Source organism: Corynebacterium sp. MSK006 (assembly GCF_030232385.1).
GTDB lineage: Bacteria > Actinomycetota > Actinomycetes > Mycobacteriales > Mycobacteriaceae > Corynebacterium > Corynebacterium frankenforstense_A.
The window spans coordinates 24712-43204 of the sequence record NZ_JASPJZ010000001.1; the positions used below are offsets into that span (position 1 = coordinate 24712).

Consider the following 18493-nt stretch of genomic DNA (forward strand, 5'->3'; position numbering starts at 1 on the left):
ATCCGGGAGAACCCGGACCAGGCGCGCCCGACCGGCTGCGCCTAGTCCCGTCCGCCCGCGTACCGGTTGAGCACCGCGGCCGCGCCCTCGGGGTCTGAACAGGTGGCGGCGAAGATCCGCCCGCCGGTCAGTTTCAGGCGCAGCGCCGTGCCGCCGCGGGTGACTAGGGCCGTGGCCCCGGGCTGGGTGCGGTAGCCCCACCCGCCCCACTGGCCGGGACGCAGGTCGAAGACCTCGGCTGACTCGATCTCGGCGGCCGGCACCAGCGAGTCCGGCCAGCCGAAGACCCCGGTGTAGTGCAGGCCCTCGGAATCGGCGCGCAGCCGCCAGCCGCCGGCGAAGAGCACGGCCGCGACCGTCAGCGCGGTCGCCCCCAGGGCGAACAGGCTCGCGGTCACGATGGTCAGCGCCACCATCGCCAGCACCAGCACAACGAGGAAGGCGCGCATCCCGGCGGGGTAGACCGCCGCGCCGGCCCACGCCACCGCTCCGCCCGCCGGTACCTCGGCGGGCGCGGGCGTGCGCGCGGCGTCGTCAATCGTGGGCCTCGGGGGAACGAGGCCGATGAACACGGCCACGCCCATGCCGAAGAGCAGCGTGGCGGCGACGTCGGTGAACCCGAGCCGGGCCGCGGCGGCGTCGGCAAGGCCCGCGTTGGCCGTCGCGATGCTGACCTGGACCGCCGAGGTCACGCCCAGGCTGAAGGCCCAGGTCGCTGTGATCCAGCGGCTGCCGGCCACGCGCGCGGTAGCGACGAAGGCGACGAGGAGCAGCACGTTGAGCGCGAGCATCCCGGCCCAGGCCGCCCAGGGGGAGGCGAAGCCGTCGGCCACGCCGTTGGGGTCGAAGTGCACGGCCGCCGGGTCGGGCGACTGCGGCACGCGCAGGGCCGACCAGACGGCGGCACCCGCGACGACGAGGGCGCCGAGGCTTCCGGTGACCATCGGGTATCGGGCGGTGAGTGTCATGACAGTCCTTTCCGGTGCAGCAGGTGCACCACGTCATCGAGGGAGGCGTCGGCGGCCAGGGCGGCGTCGGCCATCCGCGCGGCGAGCGCGTCGAGGTCGGGGTCGGTGGGGGAGTCGGGCGGGGTCGGGGAGGGGCTCGGAGCGGGGGTCGGGGCGGCATCCCGTGCGGGTGCCGGCGCGGCCGCACGCACCACGGCCCCGCGGCCGCGGCGCAGGTCGATCAGGCCCTCGTCGCGCAGCAGCCGGTAGGCCTGCAGCGTGGTGTTGCGGTTGACCTCCAGCGAGCGGGCGAGCTGGGCCGCGGTGGGCAGCCGCTCGCCGCGGGCGAGCGTGCCGTCGCGGATCTGGGCGGCGGTCTGCAGCGCGATCTGCCGGTAGATCGGCGTGGGGTCGGAGGGGTCGGTGCGGATGATCACGGTTCAAGTATAGATGAACTAGTACAACTAGTTCAATAGTAACCTTTTGTGGATCCGCGCACACCCGCGTGGCCGGGCGACCCGCGCACACCCGCGCGAGGCCTGGCACCGCGTGCCCCCTAGAATCACCCCAATGATCTCCACCCGTATCGCAGAGGAACTCGGGGTGCGCACCGACCAGGTCGACGCCGCCCTCGCGCTGCTCGACGAGGGCAACACCGTGCCCTTCATCGCCCGCTACCGCAAGGAGGCCACCGGCGGCCTCGACGACACCCAGCTGCGCCGCCTCGAGGAACGCGCCACCTACCTGTGCGAACTCGAGGAGCGCAAGGAGACGGTGCTCGCCGCCATCGAGGAGCAGGGCAAGCTGACCGACACGCTGCGGGAGCTGATCGCCGCCTGCGAGACCAAGGCGCGCCTGGAGGACCTCTTCCGGCCGTTCAAGAAGCGCCGCAAGACCCGCGCCGACAAGGCCCGCGAGGCCGGACTCGTCCCGCTGGTCGAGAAGCTCGTCGCCGAGCCCGGCGCCGACCCGGCCGCCCTCGCCGAGGCCTTCACCACCGAGGGCTACGAGGACACCGCTGCCGCGCTCGAGGGCGCGCGCGACATCCTCGTCGACGACCTGGCCATGGACGCCGACCTGGTCGGCGAGGTGCGCGAGGAGTTCTACTCCCGCGGTACCGTAAGCTCCCGGGTCATCGAGGGCAAGGAAGCCGAGGGCCAGAAGTACCGCGACTACTTCGAGTTCTCCGAGCCGCTGACCGAGCTGCCCGGCCACCGCATCCTCGCCCTGCTGCGCGGCGAGAAGGAGGGCGTGCTCCACCTCGGCCTCGACGGCGGCGACGAAACCTTCTACACCGGGCTGATCGCGCGCCGCGCCGAGCTGCCCGTCGAGCGTTCCAGCTGGATTGCCGACGCCGTGGGCTTCGGGTGGCGCACCAAGCTCGCCGTGAGCGCGGGACTGGACGCGCGCATGCGCCTGCGCGAGCGCGCCGAGGACGACGCCCTGGGCATCTTCGCGACCAACCTGCGCGACGTCCTGCTGGCCGCCCCGGCCGGCCAGCGCGCCGTGCTGGGGCTGGACCCCGGCTACCGCAACGGCGTCAAGTGCGCCGTCGTCGACGCCACAGGCAAGGTGCTCGACACCGTGGTCGTCTACCCGCACGCCCCGCAGAACCGCTGGGGCGCCGCCCGCGACACCCTCGCCGGTCTGGCCGCCGAGCACGGCGTCGAGCTGATCGCCGTGGGCAACGGCACCGCCTCGCGCGAGTCCGACAAGCTGGCCGGCGAGGTCGCCGACCTCATCGCCGCTGCCGGCGGGACACGTCCGACCCCGGTCGTGGTCAGCGAGTCCGGCGCCTCGGTCTACTCGGCCAGCGAGGTCGCCGCCGCCGAGTTCCCGGACATGGACGTCGCCCTGCGCGGCGCGGTCTCCATCGCCCGCCGCCTGCAGGACCCGCTCGCCGAGCTGGTCAAGGTCGACCCCAAGGCCATCGGGGTGGGCCAGTACCAGCACGACGTCAACCAGACCCGCCTCGCCCACACCCTCGACGACGTCGTCGAGGACGCCGTCAACGGCGTCGGCGTGGACCTCAACACCGCCTCGGTGCCGCTGCTCGAGCGCGTCGCCGGCATCTCGGCGACCGTGGCCGGCAACATCGTCGCCTACCGCGACGAGCACGGCAGCTTCACCACCCGCAAGGAACTGGGCAAGGTCCCGCGCCTGGGCCCGAAGGCCTTCGAGCAGTCCGCGGGCTTCCTGCGCATCAACGGCGGGGCGGACCCGCTGGACGCCTCGGCCGTGCACCCGGAGGCCTACCCGGTGGTGCGCCGCATCGCCGAGGCCACCGGCCTGGGGGTCGCCGAGCTGATCGGCAAGAGTGACGTGCTCAAGAAGCTCAAGCCCGCGGACTTCGCTGACGAGCGCTTCGGCGTGCCCACGGTCACCGACATCATCGCCGAGCTGGACAAGCCCGGCCGCGACCCGCGCCCGGAGTTCCGCACCGCCGAGTTCCGCGAGGGCGTGGAGAAGGTCTCCGACCTGACCCCGGGCATGGTGCTCGAGGGCACCGTGACCAACGTCGCCGCCTTCGGCGCCTTCGTCGACGTCGGCGTCCACCAGGACGGCCTGGTGCACGTCTCGGCGATGTCGCGGTCGTTTGTCAAGGACCCGCACGACGTCGTCCACTCCGGCCAGGTGGTCAAGGTCAAGGTCATGGACGTCGACGTCGAGCGCCAGCGCATCGGGCTGTCCCTGCGCCTCGACGACGAGCCCGGCGGGGACAACAACAAGGGCAGGGGCTCGTGCGGCGGGCGGGACAACTCCCGCGGCCGGAGCAAGAACGGCGCGCGCGGCAACACCCGCGGCAACGGCCGCTCCGGTCGCGGCGCAAACGGCCGCGGCGGCAACACGGGTGGCGGCGCGATGGCCGACGCCCTCAAGCGCGCCGGGCTCGCGGACTAGGCGTCACCCGGGCCCCGGTGCCGCGCCGGCCGGGCGGAACCGCCGCCCGGCTCAGCGCTGCGCGGCGGTCCCACCCGGCAGGCTGACGATCTCGACGCCGTCGAGCTCGACGTTGTCGACGACCATGCCGCTGCGCACCCCCGAGGCGCAGTAGACCACGACCTTCTGCGCCTGACCCACCGCCTCGGCCAGCGCGTCCGGGTTCAGCTGCGAGAGCGGCAGCTTGACCGACTCACAGTCGAGGTCCTCGACGAGCACCTCGTGTGGCTCGCGCACGTCGACCGCCACCGCCTTTCCCGCCCGCACCTCCTCGAGCAGACGGCGCGCCTCGGCGCGCTCGGGGTCGAACGCGACGTCGTCAATCGAGGCCGCGCACGCCGCACCGTAGAAGTCGCGCAGCCCCGTCACCGGCTCGCGCGCGGCGTCGGCGCGCACCGTCAGCGCGCGCACGGTGCCGGCCAGCGCGTCGTAGTTGAGCACGCGGCCCGCAACCGACGCGGGCTCCCCGTCGGGGCGGGTCAGCCCCGCGAGGCACTTGACCGCCTCGGTGGCCATGAGGTTTCCCACCACGGCGGTGGTCGCGCCCAGCACGCCGGCGGTGGCGCAGTCGGGGGCGAAGGCGGCGTCGGGCTGCTCGGGGAAGAAGTCGCGCAGGCCCACCCCGCGGTCCGCCCCGCCGCCGGGCCCGGAGTGCCACAGCGCGGCCTGGCCGGCGAAGCGCAGCACCGTGCCCCACACCAGCGGGGTGCCGGTGGCCTCGCAGGCGTCGGCCGAGAGGTACTTGGTGGCGAAGGTGTCCGAGCCGTCGATGACCAGGTCCGCCGCCTCGCACTCGGCGAGGGCGTTGTCGGTGGTCAGCCGGGTCTGGGCGGCGTCGACGACGATTCCCGGCTGCAGGGCGGTAAGCCGCTCGGCGGCGACCTCGACCTTGCGGCGGCCGACGTCGCCGGCGCCGAAGAGGACCTGGCGGTGGATGTTGGTGAGATCCACCGTATCGTCGTCGAGCAGCCGGATGTGGCCGACCCCGACGGCGGCCAGGGACTGCATGAGCGGGCAGCCCAGCCCACCCGCGCCGATGACCAGCACGCGCGCTTCATTCAGCCGCTCCTGCTGGGCGGCGGTGATCAGGTTGAGCTGGCGGGCGACCCGGCGCAGCTCGCCTTCCTCGATCGTCATCGGCTCACCCCTAGAGCACCTGGTCGGCCCAGCTGGCCAGGCCCTCGAAGCTGGAGGAGGCGCGGGCGTGCTCGCGCTGGGGGATGCGCCCGGCGGTGCGCGCCAGGCGGCCGGCCTCCACGGCGTGGCGCATCGCGCGCGCCATGGCCACCGGGTCCTGGCAGCGGTTGATCGCGCTGGCCAGGAGCACCCCGTCGCAGCCGAGCTCCATGGCGCGGGCGGCGTCGGAGGCGGTGCCCACCCCGGCGTCGAGGATGACCGGCACGTCCTGGCGGTGGGCCTCCGCACAGATCAGCTCGATGTTGTGCGGGTTGAGGATGCCCAGCCCGGTGCCGATCGGCGAGCCCAGCGGCATCACCGCGGCCACGCCCACGCCGACGAGGTGGCGGGCGACGACCGGGTCGTCGGGGCAGTAGGCCAGCACGGTGAAGCCCTCGGCGGCGAGGAGCTCGCAGGCGTCGATCAGCTCGACGGCGTCGGGGAGCAGGGTGTGCTCGTCGGCGATGACCTCGGCCTTGATCCAGTCGGTGCCCAGCGCCTCGCGGGCGAGCTTGGCGGTGGTCACCGCATCGCGGGCGGTGCGGCAGCCGGCGGTGTTGGGCAGCGGGGCGATGTCGAGGCGGCGCAGCATCTCGAAGATGCTCTCGCCGCCGCCGGTGGCCGCGGAGTGACGCCGCATGGCCACGGTGGTCAGCTGGGTGCCGCTGGCCACCAGCGACTCCTCGAGGATGGCCTGCGAGGTCGCCCCGCCGGTGCCCATGATCAGGTGCGAGTGGAACTGCTTGTCGGCGATGGTGAGCATTCTTAACCTCCCTGGACGGCGGTGAGCACGTCGACGCGCTCGCCCTCGTTGACGCGGCGGTCCCACCCGGAGGCGGGCACGACCTCGCCGTCGACGGCGACGGCGACCCCGGTGCGGGTGCCGACCTCGGCGTCGACGAGCTCGGCGACGGTGAGCGGCTCGCCCTCGCGGGGCTCGTCGTTGACCGTGTAGTGGATCATGGTGCTGTTTCGCTCCTTTTCCTTTTGGGCTTGTCTGGTGCGCGGCGCGTCAGCGTCGCGCACGGCGCGGGTCGCAGGCGGCGATGAGTTCGGGGGCCTCGGCGCCGAGCGCCATCTCGGCGCCGACGGCCGCGCCCAGCGCGGTCAGCAGGATGCCGTGGCGGAAGTACCCGGTGGAGATCACCAGGTTCCTGCCCTCCCGGCCCAGGTACGGCAGGTCGTCGGGGGTGCCGGGGCGTGCGCCGGTGCCCCACTCGACCATGCCCGCCTCCTCGAGGCAGGGCGCCACCCGGCAGGCGTCGCGCAAAAGGTCGCGCACGGCGAACAGCGGGGTGTCGGCTCGGTGGTCCTCGCGGCTGGTCGCCCCGATGGCGATGCGCCCCTCGGCGCGCGGGATCAGGTAGATCGGCCGGTCCTCGACGAAGCCGCGCACCACGCGGGTGATCAGCTCCTCGCCGTGCGGTGCGGCGGCGATGAGGATGTCGCCGTAGACCGGGCGCAGTTGCAGCGGTGCGTTGACGCCCTCGATTTCCGACGCCCCGAGCCCCGTCGCGAGCACGACTGAGTCACCGTCGGCGACGGGCAGCGTGTGCGACTCCGTGCGCACGGCGGTCACCGCGGCCGCCGCGTCGTCTGCGGCCCGGACCAGGGCGGTGGCCTTCTCGGCGATGAACTCGACGCCGCGGGACCTCAGGGCGTCGATGAGCGCCTCGGCGAACTGGCGCGGGGCGACCTCGTGGTCGCCGGGGATGGACACGGCGCTGGCCAGGTTGGGGGAGAGCCCCGGCTCCAGGTGGCGGGCCTCGCGCACGGTGATGCGCTCGACGGTCATCTCGTGGGCCGACTGGTGGGCGGCCAGCTCCGCCAGGTGGGTGGCGTCGGCGCGGTCGGCGGCGACGACGAGCGTGCCGTCGGTGCGGTGGCCGGTCGGCAGCTCGGTGGCGGCCGAGACCCGCTCGATCAGGTCCGGGTAGCGCGCCGCGGAGTCGAGCATGAGCGGGTAGAGCGGCTCCTGGCGGTACTGCACCTCGGCGACCGGGGCGAGCATGCCGCCGGCGAAGTGGGTCGCCTGGCCGGCGGGGGCCGGGTCGACGACGGTGACGTCCGCCCCGCGCTCGGTCAGCTCGAAGGCGGTGGCCAGGCCGACCAGGCCGGCGCCGATGACGGTGACGTGGCTCATCAGAATTCCTCGTTTCCGTGTCCGTTGGCCCCGCCGGGCGCGGCGCCCGCGGGGGAGAAGGCCGCGACGATGCGGGCGGCGTATCCGGCCGGGTCCTCGGCGTTCATCAGGGCGCGCACCACGGCGACCCCGGCGACACCTGTGGCAGCCAGGGCGGGGGCGTCCTCGGCGGTCACCGAGCCGATGGCGACCATGGGGACCTCGCAGAGCTCCGTGAGCTCCCGGTAGGCCTCGACGCCGAGGGGATTGCGCCCGGAGTCCTTGGTCGGGGTGGGCTTGTAGGGCCCGCAGCCGACGTAGTCGATCAGGCCTGCGGCCGCGTGCACGTTGGCGGCCTCGACCAGCTCGCGGGTGCCGGTGGTCAGCCCGATGATCGCGTCCTTTCCGAGCAGGCGGCGCACGTCGGCCACGGGCAGGTCGGTCTGGCCGACGTGGACGCCGTGGACGTTCTCGCCGCGGGCCATGGCGGCGGCGGCGACGTCGACGCGGTCGTCGACGAGCACCCTCGTGACGGGGTTGGCCTCAGCGACGGCGCGGGCGACCGAGACGGTCAGCTCGAGCAGGTCGCCGGCGTCGATGGGCTTCGAGCGCACCTGGATGACCCCGGCTCCGCCGCGGGCGGCCGCGGCGGCGACCTTCGTGATGTGCTCCGGGGTGCCGGCCCCGGTGACCAGGTAGCATCTCAGGTCTGGTTCTGCGGCCACGACGGCCCGACCTCTCTTCCTCCGCCGGTGCTGGCCGGACAGGTTCAAACGGTTTCGCGCGCCGCACGCGCTCTCTCAGCCCCTGGGGCCTCCGGCGTGACCGGGGCAGGGCTCCCGTGGATTTCTGGTTGCGATGCGCAAGTGTAGGCCCGCCGGCCGTGATTTGTCCGCGAGCCTGCGGTTATGGCACAATGTCCCAGTTCCATGTAGCGGATACGAACCGGTCGAGCCTCACCGCCGCCAGGGTCCTCTGTCCAGACTCATCGAAGGATTTCAATGAACATTCTTGACAAGGTCGACGCAGCCCAGCTGCGCGACGACATCCCCGACTTCCGCCCGGGCGACACCGTCGCCGTCGACGTGAAGGTCATCGAGGGCTCCACCGAGCGCACCCAGCTCTTCACCGGCGTGGTCATCCGCCGCCAGGGCTCGGGCATCCGTGAGACCTTCACCGTGCGCAAGGTCTCCTTCGGCATCGCCGTGGAGCGCACCTTCCCGGTGCACTCGCCGAACCTGGCCTCGATCAAGGTCGAGCGTCGCGGCAAGGTCCGCCGTGCGAAGCTGTACTACCTGCGCAACCTGCGCGGCAAGGCGGCCCGCATCAAGGAGCGCCGCTAAGCGCATCCCGGGCCGGGTACCACCCGGCCCACCGCATCACCCCGTCCCCGGACCCGGTCCGGCGGCGGGGTTTTCGCGTCCCCGGGGCCGGCCACCCGGGTCCCCGGCGGCGGCGCGTCAGCGCCGTCGCCTACTGCATGAGCTGGCGGCTGGCGAGCTCCTGGTAGACCTCGTTTCCGGCCATCAGCTCGTGGTGGGTGCCGCGGCCGACCACCCGGCCCTCGTCGAGGACGATGATCTGGTCGGCGTCGGTGACCGTGGACAGCCGGTGGGCGATGACCACCACGCTGCGGCCCCGGGAGGCCGTGGCCAGCGCATCGAGGATGAGCTGCTCGTTCATGGAGTCCACCGCGCTGGTCGGCTCGTCGAGGAGCAGCAGCGGGGCGTCGGCCAGCAGCATGCGCGCCAGGGCGAGGCGCTGGCGCTGACCGCCCGATAGCGTCATGCCGCGCTCGCCGAGGACGGTGTCCAGCCCGCCGCGCTCGCGCAACGGGGAGTCCAGGCCGACCTGCTCGAGGACGCGCCAGCACTCCCCGTCGGTGGCGTCCTCGGCGACCAGCCGCAGGTTCTCGCGCACGGTGCCGGCGAGCACGGCGGCCTCCTGCTCGACGTAGCCGATCGCCGGGCGCAGCGCGGCCGGGTTGAGCCCGGCCGTGTCGCGCCCGGCGACGAGCACGCGGCCGGAGTCGGGGGAGTAGAAGCGCTCGATGAGTGCCAGCGCGGTGGACTTGCCGGCGCCCGAGGGGCCGACGAGCGCGGTGGTGGTGCCGGCCGGCACCGTGAAGGAGACGTCGTGGAGCACCACGGTGCGGGCGCCTCCGGCGTCCGCACGCGCGGCGTCGTCAATCTCTTCTTCCCCCTCCTCCGTCGTGTGCGCGTAGGAGAAGGTGACGCGGTCGAACTCGACGGCCGGGGCGCCGGGCACCGGCTCGAGCTCGGCGCCGGCCTCGGACTCGACGGGCTCGCCGAGGATGCGCTGGATGCGCTCGATCGCGCCCATCGCCTGGCGCACGGTGGTCACCGCGCCGAAGACCGCGCCGAGCGGGGAGGCCAGCATGAACAGGTAGAGCACGAAGGAGACCAGGTCGGCCACGGTGATCGCGCCGGCGGCCACGCGCATGCCGCCGATGCCGAGCACGGCGAGAAACGCCACCTGCAGGGACAGCCCCGTGGCGGGGAAGAGCAGGCCCTCGACCTTGGCCACGTCGCGGCCGTGCCCGAAGGCGCGGCGGGCGTCGCGGCCCAGGGCGGCCTCGATGCGGCCCTGGGCACGGGCACCGGCCGCACGGATGGTGCGCACGGCGACCAGCGCGCGCTCGAGGCCGGCGCCCAGCTCGCCGACGGACTTCTGGGCGGCCTTTGTCGAGCGCTGGATCCTGCCGGAGGCCACGATCACCGCCAGCAGGGCGAGTGCGACCACGGTGAGCACCACGCCGAGCATGACGACGTCGATGAGCCCCATGAGCACCACGGAGCCGACCATGGTCACCGCGCTGCCGACCGCGCCGACCAGCCCGCCGGTGAACGCGGAGCGCACCAGGGTGGTGTCGGCGCCCACACGGGTGACCAGGTCACCGGTGCGCAGCCGGTCGTAGGCCGTGACCGGCAGGCGCAGCACCCGGTCGATCAGGCGGGTGCGCGTGTCGTAGACGGCGGACTCGGCGGTGCGCGTCATCACGTAGATCGACGCGCCGTCGGCCACGGAGCTGACCGCCAGGAGCGCCACGAGGATGCCGGCGCGCCCGGCGACCCCGTCGGGGAAGTCGGCGATCATCCGGTTGACCACCAGCGGCTGGACCAGGGCGACCACGGAGCTGACCAGGCTGAGTGCCACCGCGAAGGCCAGGGCACCGCGGTGGTGGGCGAGCATGCCCAGCAGCGTGACAAATGGTCTCGTTCGCATTCCGCGAATGCTAGTCCGCGAATACCGGGACCGCCGGCTGTGGCTGCTAGAGTTGCCGGGCGTGAGTGCAGCAGCAGCCGAGAACGCCGCCGAGAGCGGGACCGCCGGGCAGGACGAGGGCGACAAGAAGGAGCTGCCCTGGTTCGTGGAGATTCCCCTGGTGATCGTCGCCACGTTTTTGGTGATCTTCCTCGTGCAGACCTTCATCGGCCGGATCTACCTGATCCCCTCGGCCTCCATGGAGCCCACGCTGCACGGCTGCGCGGGCTGCACCGGCGACCGCATCTTCGTGGAGAAGATCTCCTACTACGCCTCCGACCCGGAGCCCGGCGACGTCGTCGTCTTCGCCGGCACCGACTCCTGGAACGAGTCGTTCACCTCCCAGCGCTCCGAGAACGCCGTGGTCCGCGGCCTGCAGAACGTCGGCGCGCTAGTCGGCCTGGTCGCCCCGGACGAGAACGACCTGGTCAAGCGCATCGTCGCGACCGGAGGCCAGACCGTCAGCTGCCAGGAGGGCGACCCCTCGGTGATGGTCGACGGCGAGCCGACCGACCAGTCCTTCACCCTGCAGCCCCCGCAGTACCCCGTCGACCCCGCCACCGGGTCGACCGAGTGCGGCGGCGACTACTTCGGCCCGCTGACCGTGCCGGAGGGCAACGTCTTCGTCATGGGCGACAACCGCACCAACTCCCAGGACTCCCGCTACCACATCGGCGACGAGTACCAGGGCACGATCCCCGAGGACAACATCCGCGGCAAGGTCGTCGCCCGTGTGTGGCCGCCCTCGCGCATCGGCGGCGTCGAGCACGCCGACCTGCAGGCCGCGGCGAACTAGGCGCGGGGGACACGCGGCGATAATGCGCCGACTGACCCAGATGCGCACCCACGAGGTCGCGCTGTGCCGCGCCGGGCTGGGCCCGGTCGCCGGCGTCGACGAGGCCGGACGAGGAGCCTGTGCCGGCCCCTTGACCGTGGCCGCCTGCGTGCTGCCCGAGCGCACCTTCCCGCAGCTCAAAGAGCTGACCGACTCGAAGAAGCTCACGTCCAAAGCCCGCGAGCGGCTCTTCCCGCTCATCCAGAAGGCCGCGCTGGCCTGGTCGGTGGTGCACATCCCCGCCGCCGAGTGCGACTCGCGCGGCGTGCAGCGCGCCAACCTCGCCGGCATGCGCCGGGCCGTCGCCCTTCTCGACGTCGCGCCCGGCTACGTGCTCACCGACGCCTGGTACGTCGCGGGGCTTACCGCCCCGCACCTGCCGGTCATCGGCGGAGACGCGACCTGCCGCTGCATCGCCGCTGCCAGCGTGCTGGCCAAGGTCTCGCGCGACCGGCTGATGGCAGGGCTCGACGAGACGTACCCGGGCTACGGCTTCGCCGGGCACAAGGGCTACGGGACACGCGCGCACATGGACGCGGTGCGCCGCCACGGCGTGAGCCCGGTGCACCGTTACACTTATGCCAATGTCGCGGCCGCCAACCGCGAGTTCGTGCAGCACGGGAAGGACGGTTCAGCCCCATGAGCGCTGAGGACCTGGACAACTACGAGGCAGAGGTCGAGCTCTCCCTGTACCGGGAGTACCGCGACGTCGTCAGCCAGTTCTCCTACGTCGTGGAGACCGAGCGCCGCTTCTACCTGGCCAACGCCGTCGAGCTGATCCCGCACACCAAGGAAGGCGACGTCTACTACGAGGTGCGCATGTCCGACGCCTGGGTGTGGGACATGTACCGCCCGGCGCGCTTCGTGCGCTACGTCCGCGTGATCACCTACAAGGACGTCAACATCGAGGAGCTCGACAAGCCCGACTTCGTGCTCCCCGAGCAGTAGTCCTCCGCGGGGACTGACCCGCACCCGGACCCGACGCGGCCTGCGCTGCGCCGGGTCCTTCCGCTGTCCGCGGGTGGTTGTGCGGTGGGGTGGCGTCGGCGCAAGTGGGCTGTTGCGGGCCTGTGGACGCAGCCGAGTTGTCCACAGAATTGCCGACGTCGCGTCGCACCCGCCGCGCGACCCCGTCAGGGTGGTGCGTGGACAACGACCACAGCTGAACGGGGAGCAGATGATGACCACCAGACCACGACCGAGACCCACGGGACCGCCTGCGCAGGCCGCCCTCGGGCGCCGCGGGGAGGACCACGCCGCCGCGGCCTACGAGAAGGCCGGCGCGCACGTGCTGGGGCGCAACGTGCGCGAGGGCCGCGACGAGATCGACCTGATCGTCGAGGAACCGGACGGCACCGTCGTCTTCGTGGAGGTCAAGACCCGCCGCGGGCACGGCTTCGGCGCGGCGGAGGCCGTCACCGCCGCCAAGCTGCACCGCATGCGCCGTGCCGCGGCCGCCTGGCTGGGCGACAAGCTCTGGGCCGAGGTGCGCCTGGACGTCGTCGAGGTGGTGGTCGCCGGCGACGGCACCGCTGCGCTGACCTTCTTCAAGGGGGTCGATGAGGGTGCCTGAGTTGGCCGGGAGACTCGGGCGCACCCGCACGGTCGCCCTCAACGGGGTGGACGCCCACCTGGTCACCGTCGAGGCGGACATCGGCCCGGGGCTTCCCGGCGTGCACGTCGTCGGGATGGGCGACACCGCCGTGCGCGAGTCGCGCGACCGGATCCGCACCGCGGTGACCAACAGCGGGCTGGACTGGCCGCGCACCAAGATCGTCGTCTCGATGTCGCCGGCCGACCTGCCCAAGGCCGGCTCCCAGTTCGACCTGGCCATGGCGCTGGCCATCCTCAGCGGCGCCGAGCGCGGCCGCGGGGAGCACAGGCTGCGCGAGGCGATGGTTATCGGCGAGATCGGACTCGACGGCACCGTGCGCGAGGTGCCCGGCGCGCTGCCGGCGGCACTGGCGGCCCGCGCCCACGGCCTGGACACGGTGGTGGTGCCGCCGGGCAACGCCGCCGAGGCCTCGGTGCTGGTCTCGGTCGAGGTGCTCGTCGCCCCGACGCTATCCGCCGCGTGGGACTGGGCGCGCGGTTACGCCGAGCTGCCGCGCGCCGGGCGGCCCGGGGATTCCGGGGGACCGGGTGAGCTGCGCGCCGGGCAGGCGGCCCGGGTGCCGGACCTCGCCGACGTGGCCGGCCAGCCCGAGGCCCGCCTGGCCCTCGAGGTCGCCGCCGCCGGCGGCCACCACATGATGATGGTCGGCCCGCCGGGCTCGGGGAAGTCGATGCTCGCCGAGCGCCTGCCCGGGATCCTGCCGCCCCTCACCGAACGCGAGATGATCGAGGCCACCGTCGTGCACTCGGTCGCCGCCGCCACCGGTGCCGGACCTGTGACCCGCCCGCCGTTTGTCGCCCCGCACCACACCGTCACCCGCGCGGCACTCCTCGGCGGGGGAGCCGGCCACCCGCGGCCCGGGGCGGTGAGCCTCGCCCACCGCGGGGTGCTCTTCCTCGACGAGGTCTCCGAGGTTCCGGCCGCCGTGCTCGACGGGCTGCGCCAGCCGCTGGAGACCGGGGAGGTGCACCTGCTGCGCTCGCGCAGCCGGGTCACCCTGCCCGCAGGCTTCCAGTTGGTGCTCGCCGCCAACCCGTGCCGCTGCGGGGCCGCCGAGCCCGCCGCCTGCCGCTGCAGCCCCGCCGAGCGGGCCCGTTACCTGAATAACCTCTCCGGGCCGCTGCGTGACCGCCTCGACATCTTCGTGCGCACTCAGGCCACCGGGACGCTCAGCGCCCCGGCCGGCGAGTCCAGCGCGGCCGTGGCCGAGCGGGTCGCCGCCGCCCGGCAGCGCGCCGACGCCCGCTGGGCCGGTACGGGCGGGGCGGGCCGACGCGTGCCCGGACCGGTGCTGCGCCGCCGTTTCCCGGCCACCGAGGAGGCCATGGCGCTGCTCGAGGCCTTCCTCGCCGAGGGCTCGGTCAGCCAACGCGGCGTCGACCGTACCCTGCGGCTGGCTTGGACGCTGGCCGACCTCGAGGAGGTCGCCCGCCCGGGACTCGACCACGTCCACCGCGCCGTGGCGCTGCACGCCCCGGCCGCCGACCTGCAGGAGGCCGCATGAGCACCGACCCCCACGCCGAGCTACTCGCCTGGGCCTATCTCAGCCGCGTGGTCGAGGGTCCCTCACGCGCGCTGCAGTCGCTGCTCGAGGCCGGTTGGAACGCCCGCGACATCGCCGCCGGCGTGCACACCCGCGATCCCGCGGTCGGCGGGCTGATCAGGGAGACCGCCGCGCGCCACCGGGAGTGCCACCCGGAGGCCGACCTCGAGGCCGCCGCCGCGGTGGGCGCCCGGCTGATCCACCCGGGGCATCCCGACTGGCCGGCCGCCGAGTTGGATGCCGCCTTCGGCTTCGCCGGCCAGCAGGCCGGCGGGCGGGCCGACGCGGTTGCCCCGCACGCGCTGTGGGTGCGTGGCGGTTCGCCGGCCGCACTGTGCGCCCAGGCCGTCGCCCTGGTGGGCACCCGGGCGATCTCCCGCTACGGCGCCGAGGTCACCGGCTCGCTTGCCCGGGGACTGGCCGGCCACCGCTGGACGGTCGTCTCCGGCGGGGCGCTCGGCGTGGACGCCGTGGCCCACACCGCCTGCCTCGACGCCGGGGGATCCACCGTGGTCGTGGCCGCGTGCGGCATCGACGTCGACTACCCGCGCCGGCATGCCCGCCTCTTCGACCGGGTGACCGAGCACGGTGCGGTGGTCAGCGAGTACCCGCCCGGGGCCACCCCGCACCGCCACCGTTTCCTGACGCGTAACCGCCTGGTCGCCGCGCTCAGCCTCGGCACCGTGGTCACCGAGGCCGCCTGGCGCTCCGGCGCGCTGAACACGCTCAGCTGGGCCGAACACCTGGGCCGGGTGTGCATGGCCGTGCCCGGGCCGGTGACCACCGCCGGTTCGGTGGGCTGCCACGAGCGCATCCGCACCCGCACCGCCGAGCTGGTCACCAGTGCCGACGACGTGCGCGCCCTGGTGGGGCCGGCCGGCACCCCGGACTCGGGCGAGCAGTACGAGCTCGACTTCGGCCCTGACCCGGTCCAGCGCCTCGACCGCAACCAGCTGCGGGTCTTCGACGCCCTCGAACCGGGCGAGGGACGTAGGGCGGGGGAGGTCGCCGCGACCGCGGGGCTGCCGCTGCCGCTGACCGTGCACCTGCTCGTCGGGCTCATGCGCGCCGGGCTGGTGCGCCTGGAGGGGGAGCTCTGGCACCGCGGCCAGCTACCATGAGCCCCATGGGAGCACACGAGTCACAGATCGAGGCGGCGGCGGGCGACTTCGCCGAGTACCAGGAACTCGTCCTGGGCCGCTCGCCGGCGACCGTGCGCTCCTACCACTCCGACCTGCTCGACCTGGCGGGTGTGATCCCCACCTTCGCCGAGTTCACCCTGGAGAACCTGCGCGCCTGGCTCGGCGAGGCCGCCCACCGGGGCCTCGCCCGCTCCACGCTGGCGAGGCGCACCGCCAGCGCGCGGGCCTTCTCCACCTGGGCGGTGCGCCACGGACACCTCGAGCGCGACGTCGCCGCGCGCCTGTCGACGCCGGCACCGAAGCGCCACCTGCCGCACGTGCTCAGCGAGAACCAGGCCCGCGAGGTCCTCGACGCCGGCGACGCCGCCGCGGGGTCCGAGGAGGCCGGGCCCGAGGAGCTGCGCGACGCCGCGATCCTCGAGCTGCTCTACGCCACCGGCATCCGCGTCAGCGAGCTGACCGGTCTGGACGTCGACGACGTGGACCTGAAATCCGGCACCCTGCGGGTGACCGGTAAGGGGGACAAGCAGCGCACCGCACCCTTCGGCAGGCCGGCAGCCGCGGCGCTTTCCGCCTGGCTGGACCGCGGCCGCCCGCAGCTCATCCGCCCGGAAAACGCAGGGCGCGCGGCCGACCGGAACGCGGTCTTCCTCGGCGTGCGCGGCGGGCGGATCACCGACCGGCAGGTCCGCCGCGTGGTCTCCGCGGCCGTCGAGGCCGTCGGCGCCGGCGAGGCCAGCCCGCATGACCTGCGCCACTCGGCGGCCACCCACCTGCTCGAAGGAGGCGCGGACCTGCGCGAGGTCCAGGAGCTGCTCGGCCACTCGTCGATGCAGACCACGCAGATCTACACCCACGTCTCCACCAACCGCCTCAAGCGCGTCTACCAGCAGGCCCATCCCCGGGCCTGAGGGGCTTGAGCCGGATGACGGCGGCCTCGAGAAGCGCCAGCGGGTCGACGTAGGCGGTCGGCGAGTCGCCGGGACGCGCACCCCAGTGCAGCCCGTCGTGGGCGGCATCGCCGGCGCCCGCATCCGCGTCGCCTAAGGCCTCGCCGTGCGCCGGAGCCGCGGTGACCAGAACCCCGATGCGCTCGCCGCCGGCGACCTCCTGGCCGCGGCGCACCGCGGCGCGCACCGGCTGATAGGTCGTGCGCAGCCCGTCGGCGTGGTCGATCGACACCACCGGGGTGCCCGCGACCTGTCCCGCGAAGGCCACCGTGCCGGCCGCGGCCGCGAGCACCGGGGTGCCCGGCGTGGCCGCCAGGTCCACGCCGCGGTGGCCGGGCAGCCAGTCGTGGGCCGGCGGGTCGAAACCCCGGGTCACCCGCGAGGGCGTGCGCCCTCCCGTCAGCGGGTCCGTGTAGCGCACGGTGTTCCGCCGGCGCGGCTCGGCGTCGGCGGTCAGACGGTAAGCGTCAGAGGCTTCGGAAGCGTGGGCGGCGGTGCGGGCCACGGGGCCGGTGGCGGGGGAGTGGCCGGCCGGAGTCGCGGACGAGGCGGCCAGCGCCACCACCGCCACGACCGTGACCGCGGTGCGCAGCGCGCGTCGGGCGGCGGCCACGCCGGGAAACAGCCGGCGCCGGGCGGCGACGCGTGGGGCGCGTGAGAATGAGTGCTCCATGCCCGCAAGCCAAGCGGGAACCGCCCACGGCGGCCACCGGGAGGTCGTCAATCTGTGGAGACCGGGGCGGATGAAACGGGTGGTACGGGTGTGACCGCCGCCTGTGGATTCCGGCGCGTACCGTTTGGCCTGGGGCGATCCGGCAGGTATTATCGCGCGCAGCAGTGTGCCCTCCGGGCGTGCTGACTACGCTGCGGCACCCGCACGCAGGCTCCGGGAGTCTGCGACCCGAGGACCCGACACGGTCCCCGACCTTCACCGGTAGGGGCGTTGGGTTTGGGCGCGGAGGTCGCCAGGGCGCAGGACAAAGCCACAAATCCTGTCGCGGAAAGACAACCAAAACCCAAAAAGAGAAAGGGAAGAACCCATGGCAGTCGTTACCATGCGCGAGCTTCTCGATGCCGGTGTCCACTTCGGCCACCAGACGCGTCGCTGGAACCCGAAGATGCGCCGTCACATCTTCACCGACCGCAACGGCATCTACATCATCGACCTGCAGCAGACGCTGACCTACATCGACGAGGCCTACGAGTTCGTCAAGGAGACCGTCGCCCACGGCGGCAACATCCTGTTCGTCGGCACCAAGAAGCAGGCCCAGGAGGCCGTGCAGGAAGAGGCCGAGCGCGTCGGGATGCCGTTCGTCAACCACCGCTGGCTCGGTGGCATGCTGACCAACTTCCAGACCGTCTCCAAGCGCCTGCACCGCATGAAGGAGCTGCAGGCCATGGACGCCGCCGAGGACGGCTACCTCGGCCGCACCAAGAAGGAAGTCCTGATGCTCACCCGCGAGCGCACCAAGCTGGAGCGCGTCCTGGGCGGCATCTCGGACATGACCAAGGTGCCCTCCGCCCTGTGGATCGTCGACACCAACAAGGAGCACATCGCCGTCGCCGAGGCGCGCAAGCTCAACATCCCGGTCGTCGCCATCCTCGACACCAACTGCGACCCCGACGAGGTCACCTACCCGATCCCGGGCAACGACGACGCGATCCGCTCCGTCAAGCTGCTGACCCACATCGTCGGCGAGGCCGTCGTCGAGGGCAAGAAGGCCCGCGAGGAGCGTCAGCTCGCCGCCGCCCGTGAGGCCGCCGGCGACACCGACGAGAAGGCCGCCGCCGATGCCGCGGACGCCGCCAAGGCCGACGAGAAGGCCGCGGAGGCCCCCGCCGAGAATGACGGCGCCGAGGCCAAGCAGGGCGAGTAGCCCTCGGCTAGCATGGCCACCCGGTAAACCCTTTTTCACGAACTAGGAGGATCGCCCGCCA

Annotated in this window: 19 protein-coding genes; 10 read left to right on the forward strand and 9 right to left on the reverse strand. The window is 73.3% G+C overall.

Annotated features, from left to right (window positions below; genetic code table 11):
- Positions 1–41: 41 nt before the first annotated feature.
- Entirely contained in the window at positions 42–968 is a 927-nt protein-coding gene (locus QQA02_RS00095) for a DUF1648 domain-containing protein (protein ID WP_284862897.1), read from the reverse strand.
- Positions 965–1384 (reverse strand): GntR family transcriptional regulator, encoded by a 420-nt coding sequence (locus QQA02_RS00100; protein WP_284862898.1) that lies wholly within the window; start codon positions 1382–1384, stop codon positions 965–967. The genes QQA02_RS00095 and QQA02_RS00100 overlap by 4 nt, the downstream gene beginning before the upstream one ends.
- 133 nt (positions 1385–1517) lie before the next feature.
- On the opposite strand from QQA02_RS00100, the gene QQA02_RS00105 reads away from it, so the two are divergent.
- Positions 1518–3848, forward strand: a complete 2331-nt coding sequence (locus QQA02_RS00105) for a Tex family protein (RefSeq protein ID WP_284862899.1) — start codon at positions 1518–1520, stop codon at positions 3846–3848.
- 51 nt (positions 3849–3899) lie between these two features.
- Here QQA02_RS00105 and QQA02_RS00110 read toward each other — a convergent pair whose 3' ends face one another.
- The 5 genes from QQA02_RS00110 to QQA02_RS00130 are packed head-to-tail and all read right to left on the reverse strand — an operon-like array spanning position 3900 to position 7910.
- Positions 3900–5024 (reverse strand): ThiF family adenylyltransferase, encoded by a 1125-nt coding sequence (locus QQA02_RS00110; RefSeq protein WP_284862900.1) that lies wholly within the window; start codon positions 5022–5024, stop codon positions 3900–3902.
- 10 nt (positions 5025–5034) lie between these two features.
- On the reverse strand, positions 5035–5826 hold the full coding sequence (locus tag QQA02_RS00115; RefSeq protein ID WP_284862901.1) for a thiazole synthase: 792 nt from the start codon (positions 5824–5826) through the stop codon (positions 5035–5037).
- 2 nt (positions 5827–5828) lie between these two features.
- Positions 5829–6026 (reverse strand): sulfur carrier protein ThiS, encoded by a 198-nt coding sequence (gene thiS, locus QQA02_RS00120; RefSeq protein ID WP_284862902.1) that lies wholly within the window; start codon positions 6024–6026, stop codon positions 5829–5831.
- A gap of 49 nt (positions 6027–6075) precedes the next feature.
- Positions 6076–7206 carry a glycine oxidase ThiO gene (gene thiO, locus QQA02_RS00125; protein ID WP_284862903.1) on the reverse strand — a complete coding sequence of 377 codons (1131 nt, stop codon included), beginning with the start codon at positions 7204–7206 and terminating at the stop codon, positions 6076–6078.
- Positions 7206–7910, reverse strand: a complete 705-nt coding sequence (locus tag QQA02_RS00130) for a thiamine phosphate synthase (RefSeq protein ID WP_284773266.1) — start codon at positions 7908–7910, stop codon at positions 7206–7208. The genes thiO and QQA02_RS00130 overlap by 1 nt, the downstream gene beginning before the upstream one ends.
- Positions 7911–8186: 276 nt before the next feature.
- Between QQA02_RS00130 and rplS the strand changes: the two genes are divergently transcribed.
- Positions 8187–8528 (forward strand): 50S ribosomal protein L19, encoded by a 342-nt coding sequence (gene rplS, locus QQA02_RS00135; protein WP_075664106.1) that lies wholly within the window; start codon positions 8187–8189, stop codon positions 8526–8528.
- Positions 8529–8658: 130 nt separating this feature from the next.
- On the opposite strand, the gene QQA02_RS00140 is transcribed toward rplS, so the two are convergent.
- Positions 8659–10431 (reverse strand): ABC transporter ATP-binding protein, encoded by a 1773-nt coding sequence (locus QQA02_RS00140; protein ID WP_284773267.1) that lies wholly within the window; start codon positions 10429–10431, stop codon positions 8659–8661.
- Between the two features lie 7 nt (positions 10432–10438).
- Here QQA02_RS00140 and lepB point away from each other — a divergent pair, with 7 nt between their 5' ends.
- The 7 genes from lepB (at position 10439) to QQA02_RS00175 (ending at position 16516) form a co-directional block, all read left to right on the forward strand.
- Positions 10439–11266: a signal peptidase I gene (gene lepB / locus QQA02_RS00145; protein WP_423777737.1), complete on the forward strand. Its 828-nt coding sequence runs from the start codon at positions 10439–10441 to the stop codon at positions 11264–11266.
- Positions 11267–11288: 22 nt separating this feature from the next.
- Positions 11289–11948 (forward strand): ribonuclease HII, encoded by a 660-nt coding sequence (locus QQA02_RS00150; RefSeq protein ID WP_284773271.1) that lies wholly within the window; start codon positions 11289–11291, stop codon positions 11946–11948.
- The gene (locus QQA02_RS00155) at positions 11945–12253 is read left to right on the forward strand and encodes a DUF2469 domain-containing protein (protein WP_284773273.1); all 309 of its coding nucleotides are present in this window, start codon (positions 11945–11947) and stop codon (positions 12251–12253) included. Before QQA02_RS00150 ends, QQA02_RS00155 begins: the two co-directional genes overlap by 4 nt.
- Positions 12254–12485: 232 nt before the next feature.
- Positions 12486–12878, forward strand: a complete 393-nt coding sequence (locus tag QQA02_RS00160) for a YraN family protein (protein ID WP_284773275.1) — start codon at positions 12486–12488, stop codon at positions 12876–12878.
- A complete protein-coding gene (locus QQA02_RS00165) occupies positions 12865–14424 on the forward strand; it encodes a YifB family Mg chelatase-like AAA ATPase (RefSeq protein WP_502870953.1) in 1560 nt (519 codons plus the stop codon). The genes QQA02_RS00160 and QQA02_RS00165 overlap by 14 nt, the downstream gene beginning before the upstream one ends.
- Positions 14421–15584, forward strand: a complete 1164-nt coding sequence (gene dprA, locus QQA02_RS00170; protein WP_284773278.1) for a DNA-processing protein DprA — start codon at positions 14421–14423, stop codon at positions 15582–15584. Before QQA02_RS00165 ends, dprA begins: the two co-directional genes overlap by 4 nt.
- A gap of 5 nt (positions 15585–15589) precedes the next feature.
- A complete protein-coding gene (locus QQA02_RS00175; protein WP_502870954.1) occupies positions 15590–16516 on the forward strand; it encodes a tyrosine recombinase XerC in 927 nt (308 codons plus the stop codon).
- Here QQA02_RS00175 and QQA02_RS11640 read toward each other — a convergent pair.
- The gene (locus tag QQA02_RS11640; protein ID WP_336620392.1) at positions 16479–17228 is read right to left on the reverse strand and encodes a M23 family metallopeptidase; all 750 of its coding nucleotides are present in this window, start codon (positions 17226–17228) and stop codon (positions 16479–16481) included. The genes QQA02_RS00175 and QQA02_RS11640 overlap by 38 nt on opposite strands.
- 367 nt (positions 17229–17595) lie before the next feature.
- Between QQA02_RS11640 and rpsB the strand changes: the two genes are divergently transcribed.
- Positions 17596–18432: a 30S ribosomal protein S2 gene (gene rpsB / locus QQA02_RS00185; protein ID WP_284773282.1), complete on the forward strand. Its 837-nt coding sequence runs from the start codon at positions 17596–17598 to the stop codon at positions 18430–18432.
- The last annotated feature ends 61 nt before the right edge of the window (positions 18433–18493 follow it).

Coding starts and splice junctions, on each gene's coding strand:
- QQA02_RS00115 (WP_284862901.1), bottom strand. CDS start 5,826: ATGCTCACCATCGCCGACAAGCAGTTCCACTCGCACCTGATCATGGGC.
- QQA02_RS00150 (WP_284773271.1), top strand. CDS start 11,289: ATGCGCCGACTGACCCAGATGCGCACCCACGAGGTCGCGCTGTGCCGC.
- thiS (WP_284862902.1), bottom strand. CDS start 6,026: ATGATCCACTACACGGTCAACGACGAGCCCCGCGAGGGCGAGCCGCTC.
- QQA02_RS00175 (WP_502870954.1), top strand. CDS start 15,590: ATGGGAGCACACGAGTCACAGATCGAGGCGGCGGCGGGCGACTTCGCC.
- QQA02_RS00160 (WP_284773275.1), top strand. CDS start 12,486: ATGACCACCAGACCACGACCGAGACCCACGGGACCGCCTGCGCAGGCC.
- QQA02_RS00140 (WP_284773267.1), bottom strand. CDS start 10,431: ATGCGAACGAGACCATTTGTCACGCTGCTGGGCATGCTCGCCCACCAC.
- QQA02_RS11640 (WP_336620392.1), bottom strand. CDS start 17,228: ATGGAGCACTCATTCTCACGCGCCCCACGCGTCGCCGCCCGGCGCCGG.
- QQA02_RS00110 (WP_284862900.1), bottom strand. CDS start 5,024: ATGACGATCGAGGAAGGCGAGCTGCGCCGGGTCGCCCGCCAGCTCAAC.
- dprA (WP_284773278.1), top strand. CDS start 14,421: ATGAGCACCGACCCCCACGCCGAGCTACTCGCCTGGGCCTATCTCAGC.
- lepB (WP_423777737.1), top strand. CDS start 10,439: ATGCTAGTCCGCGAATACCGGGACCGCCGGCTGTGGCTGCTAGAGTTG.
- rplS (WP_075664106.1), top strand. CDS start 8,187: ATGAACATTCTTGACAAGGTCGACGCAGCCCAGCTGCGCGACGACATC.
- QQA02_RS00165 (WP_502870953.1), top strand. CDS start 12,865: ATGAGGGTGCCTGAGTTGGCCGGGAGACTCGGGCGCACCCGCACGGTC.
- QQA02_RS00155 (WP_284773273.1), top strand. CDS start 11,945: ATGAGCGCTGAGGACCTGGACAACTACGAGGCAGAGGTCGAGCTCTCC.
- QQA02_RS00095 (WP_284862897.1), bottom strand. CDS start 968: ATGACACTCACCGCCCGATACCCGATGGTCACCGGAAGCCTCGGCGCC.
- thiO (WP_284862903.1), bottom strand. CDS start 7,206: ATGAGCCACGTCACCGTCATCGGCGCCGGCCTGGTCGGCCTGGCCACC.
- QQA02_RS00105 (WP_284862899.1), top strand. CDS start 1,518: ATGATCTCCACCCGTATCGCAGAGGAACTCGGGGTGCGCACCGACCAG.
- rpsB (WP_284773282.1), top strand. CDS start 17,596: ATGGCAGTCGTTACCATGCGCGAGCTTCTCGATGCCGGTGTCCACTTC.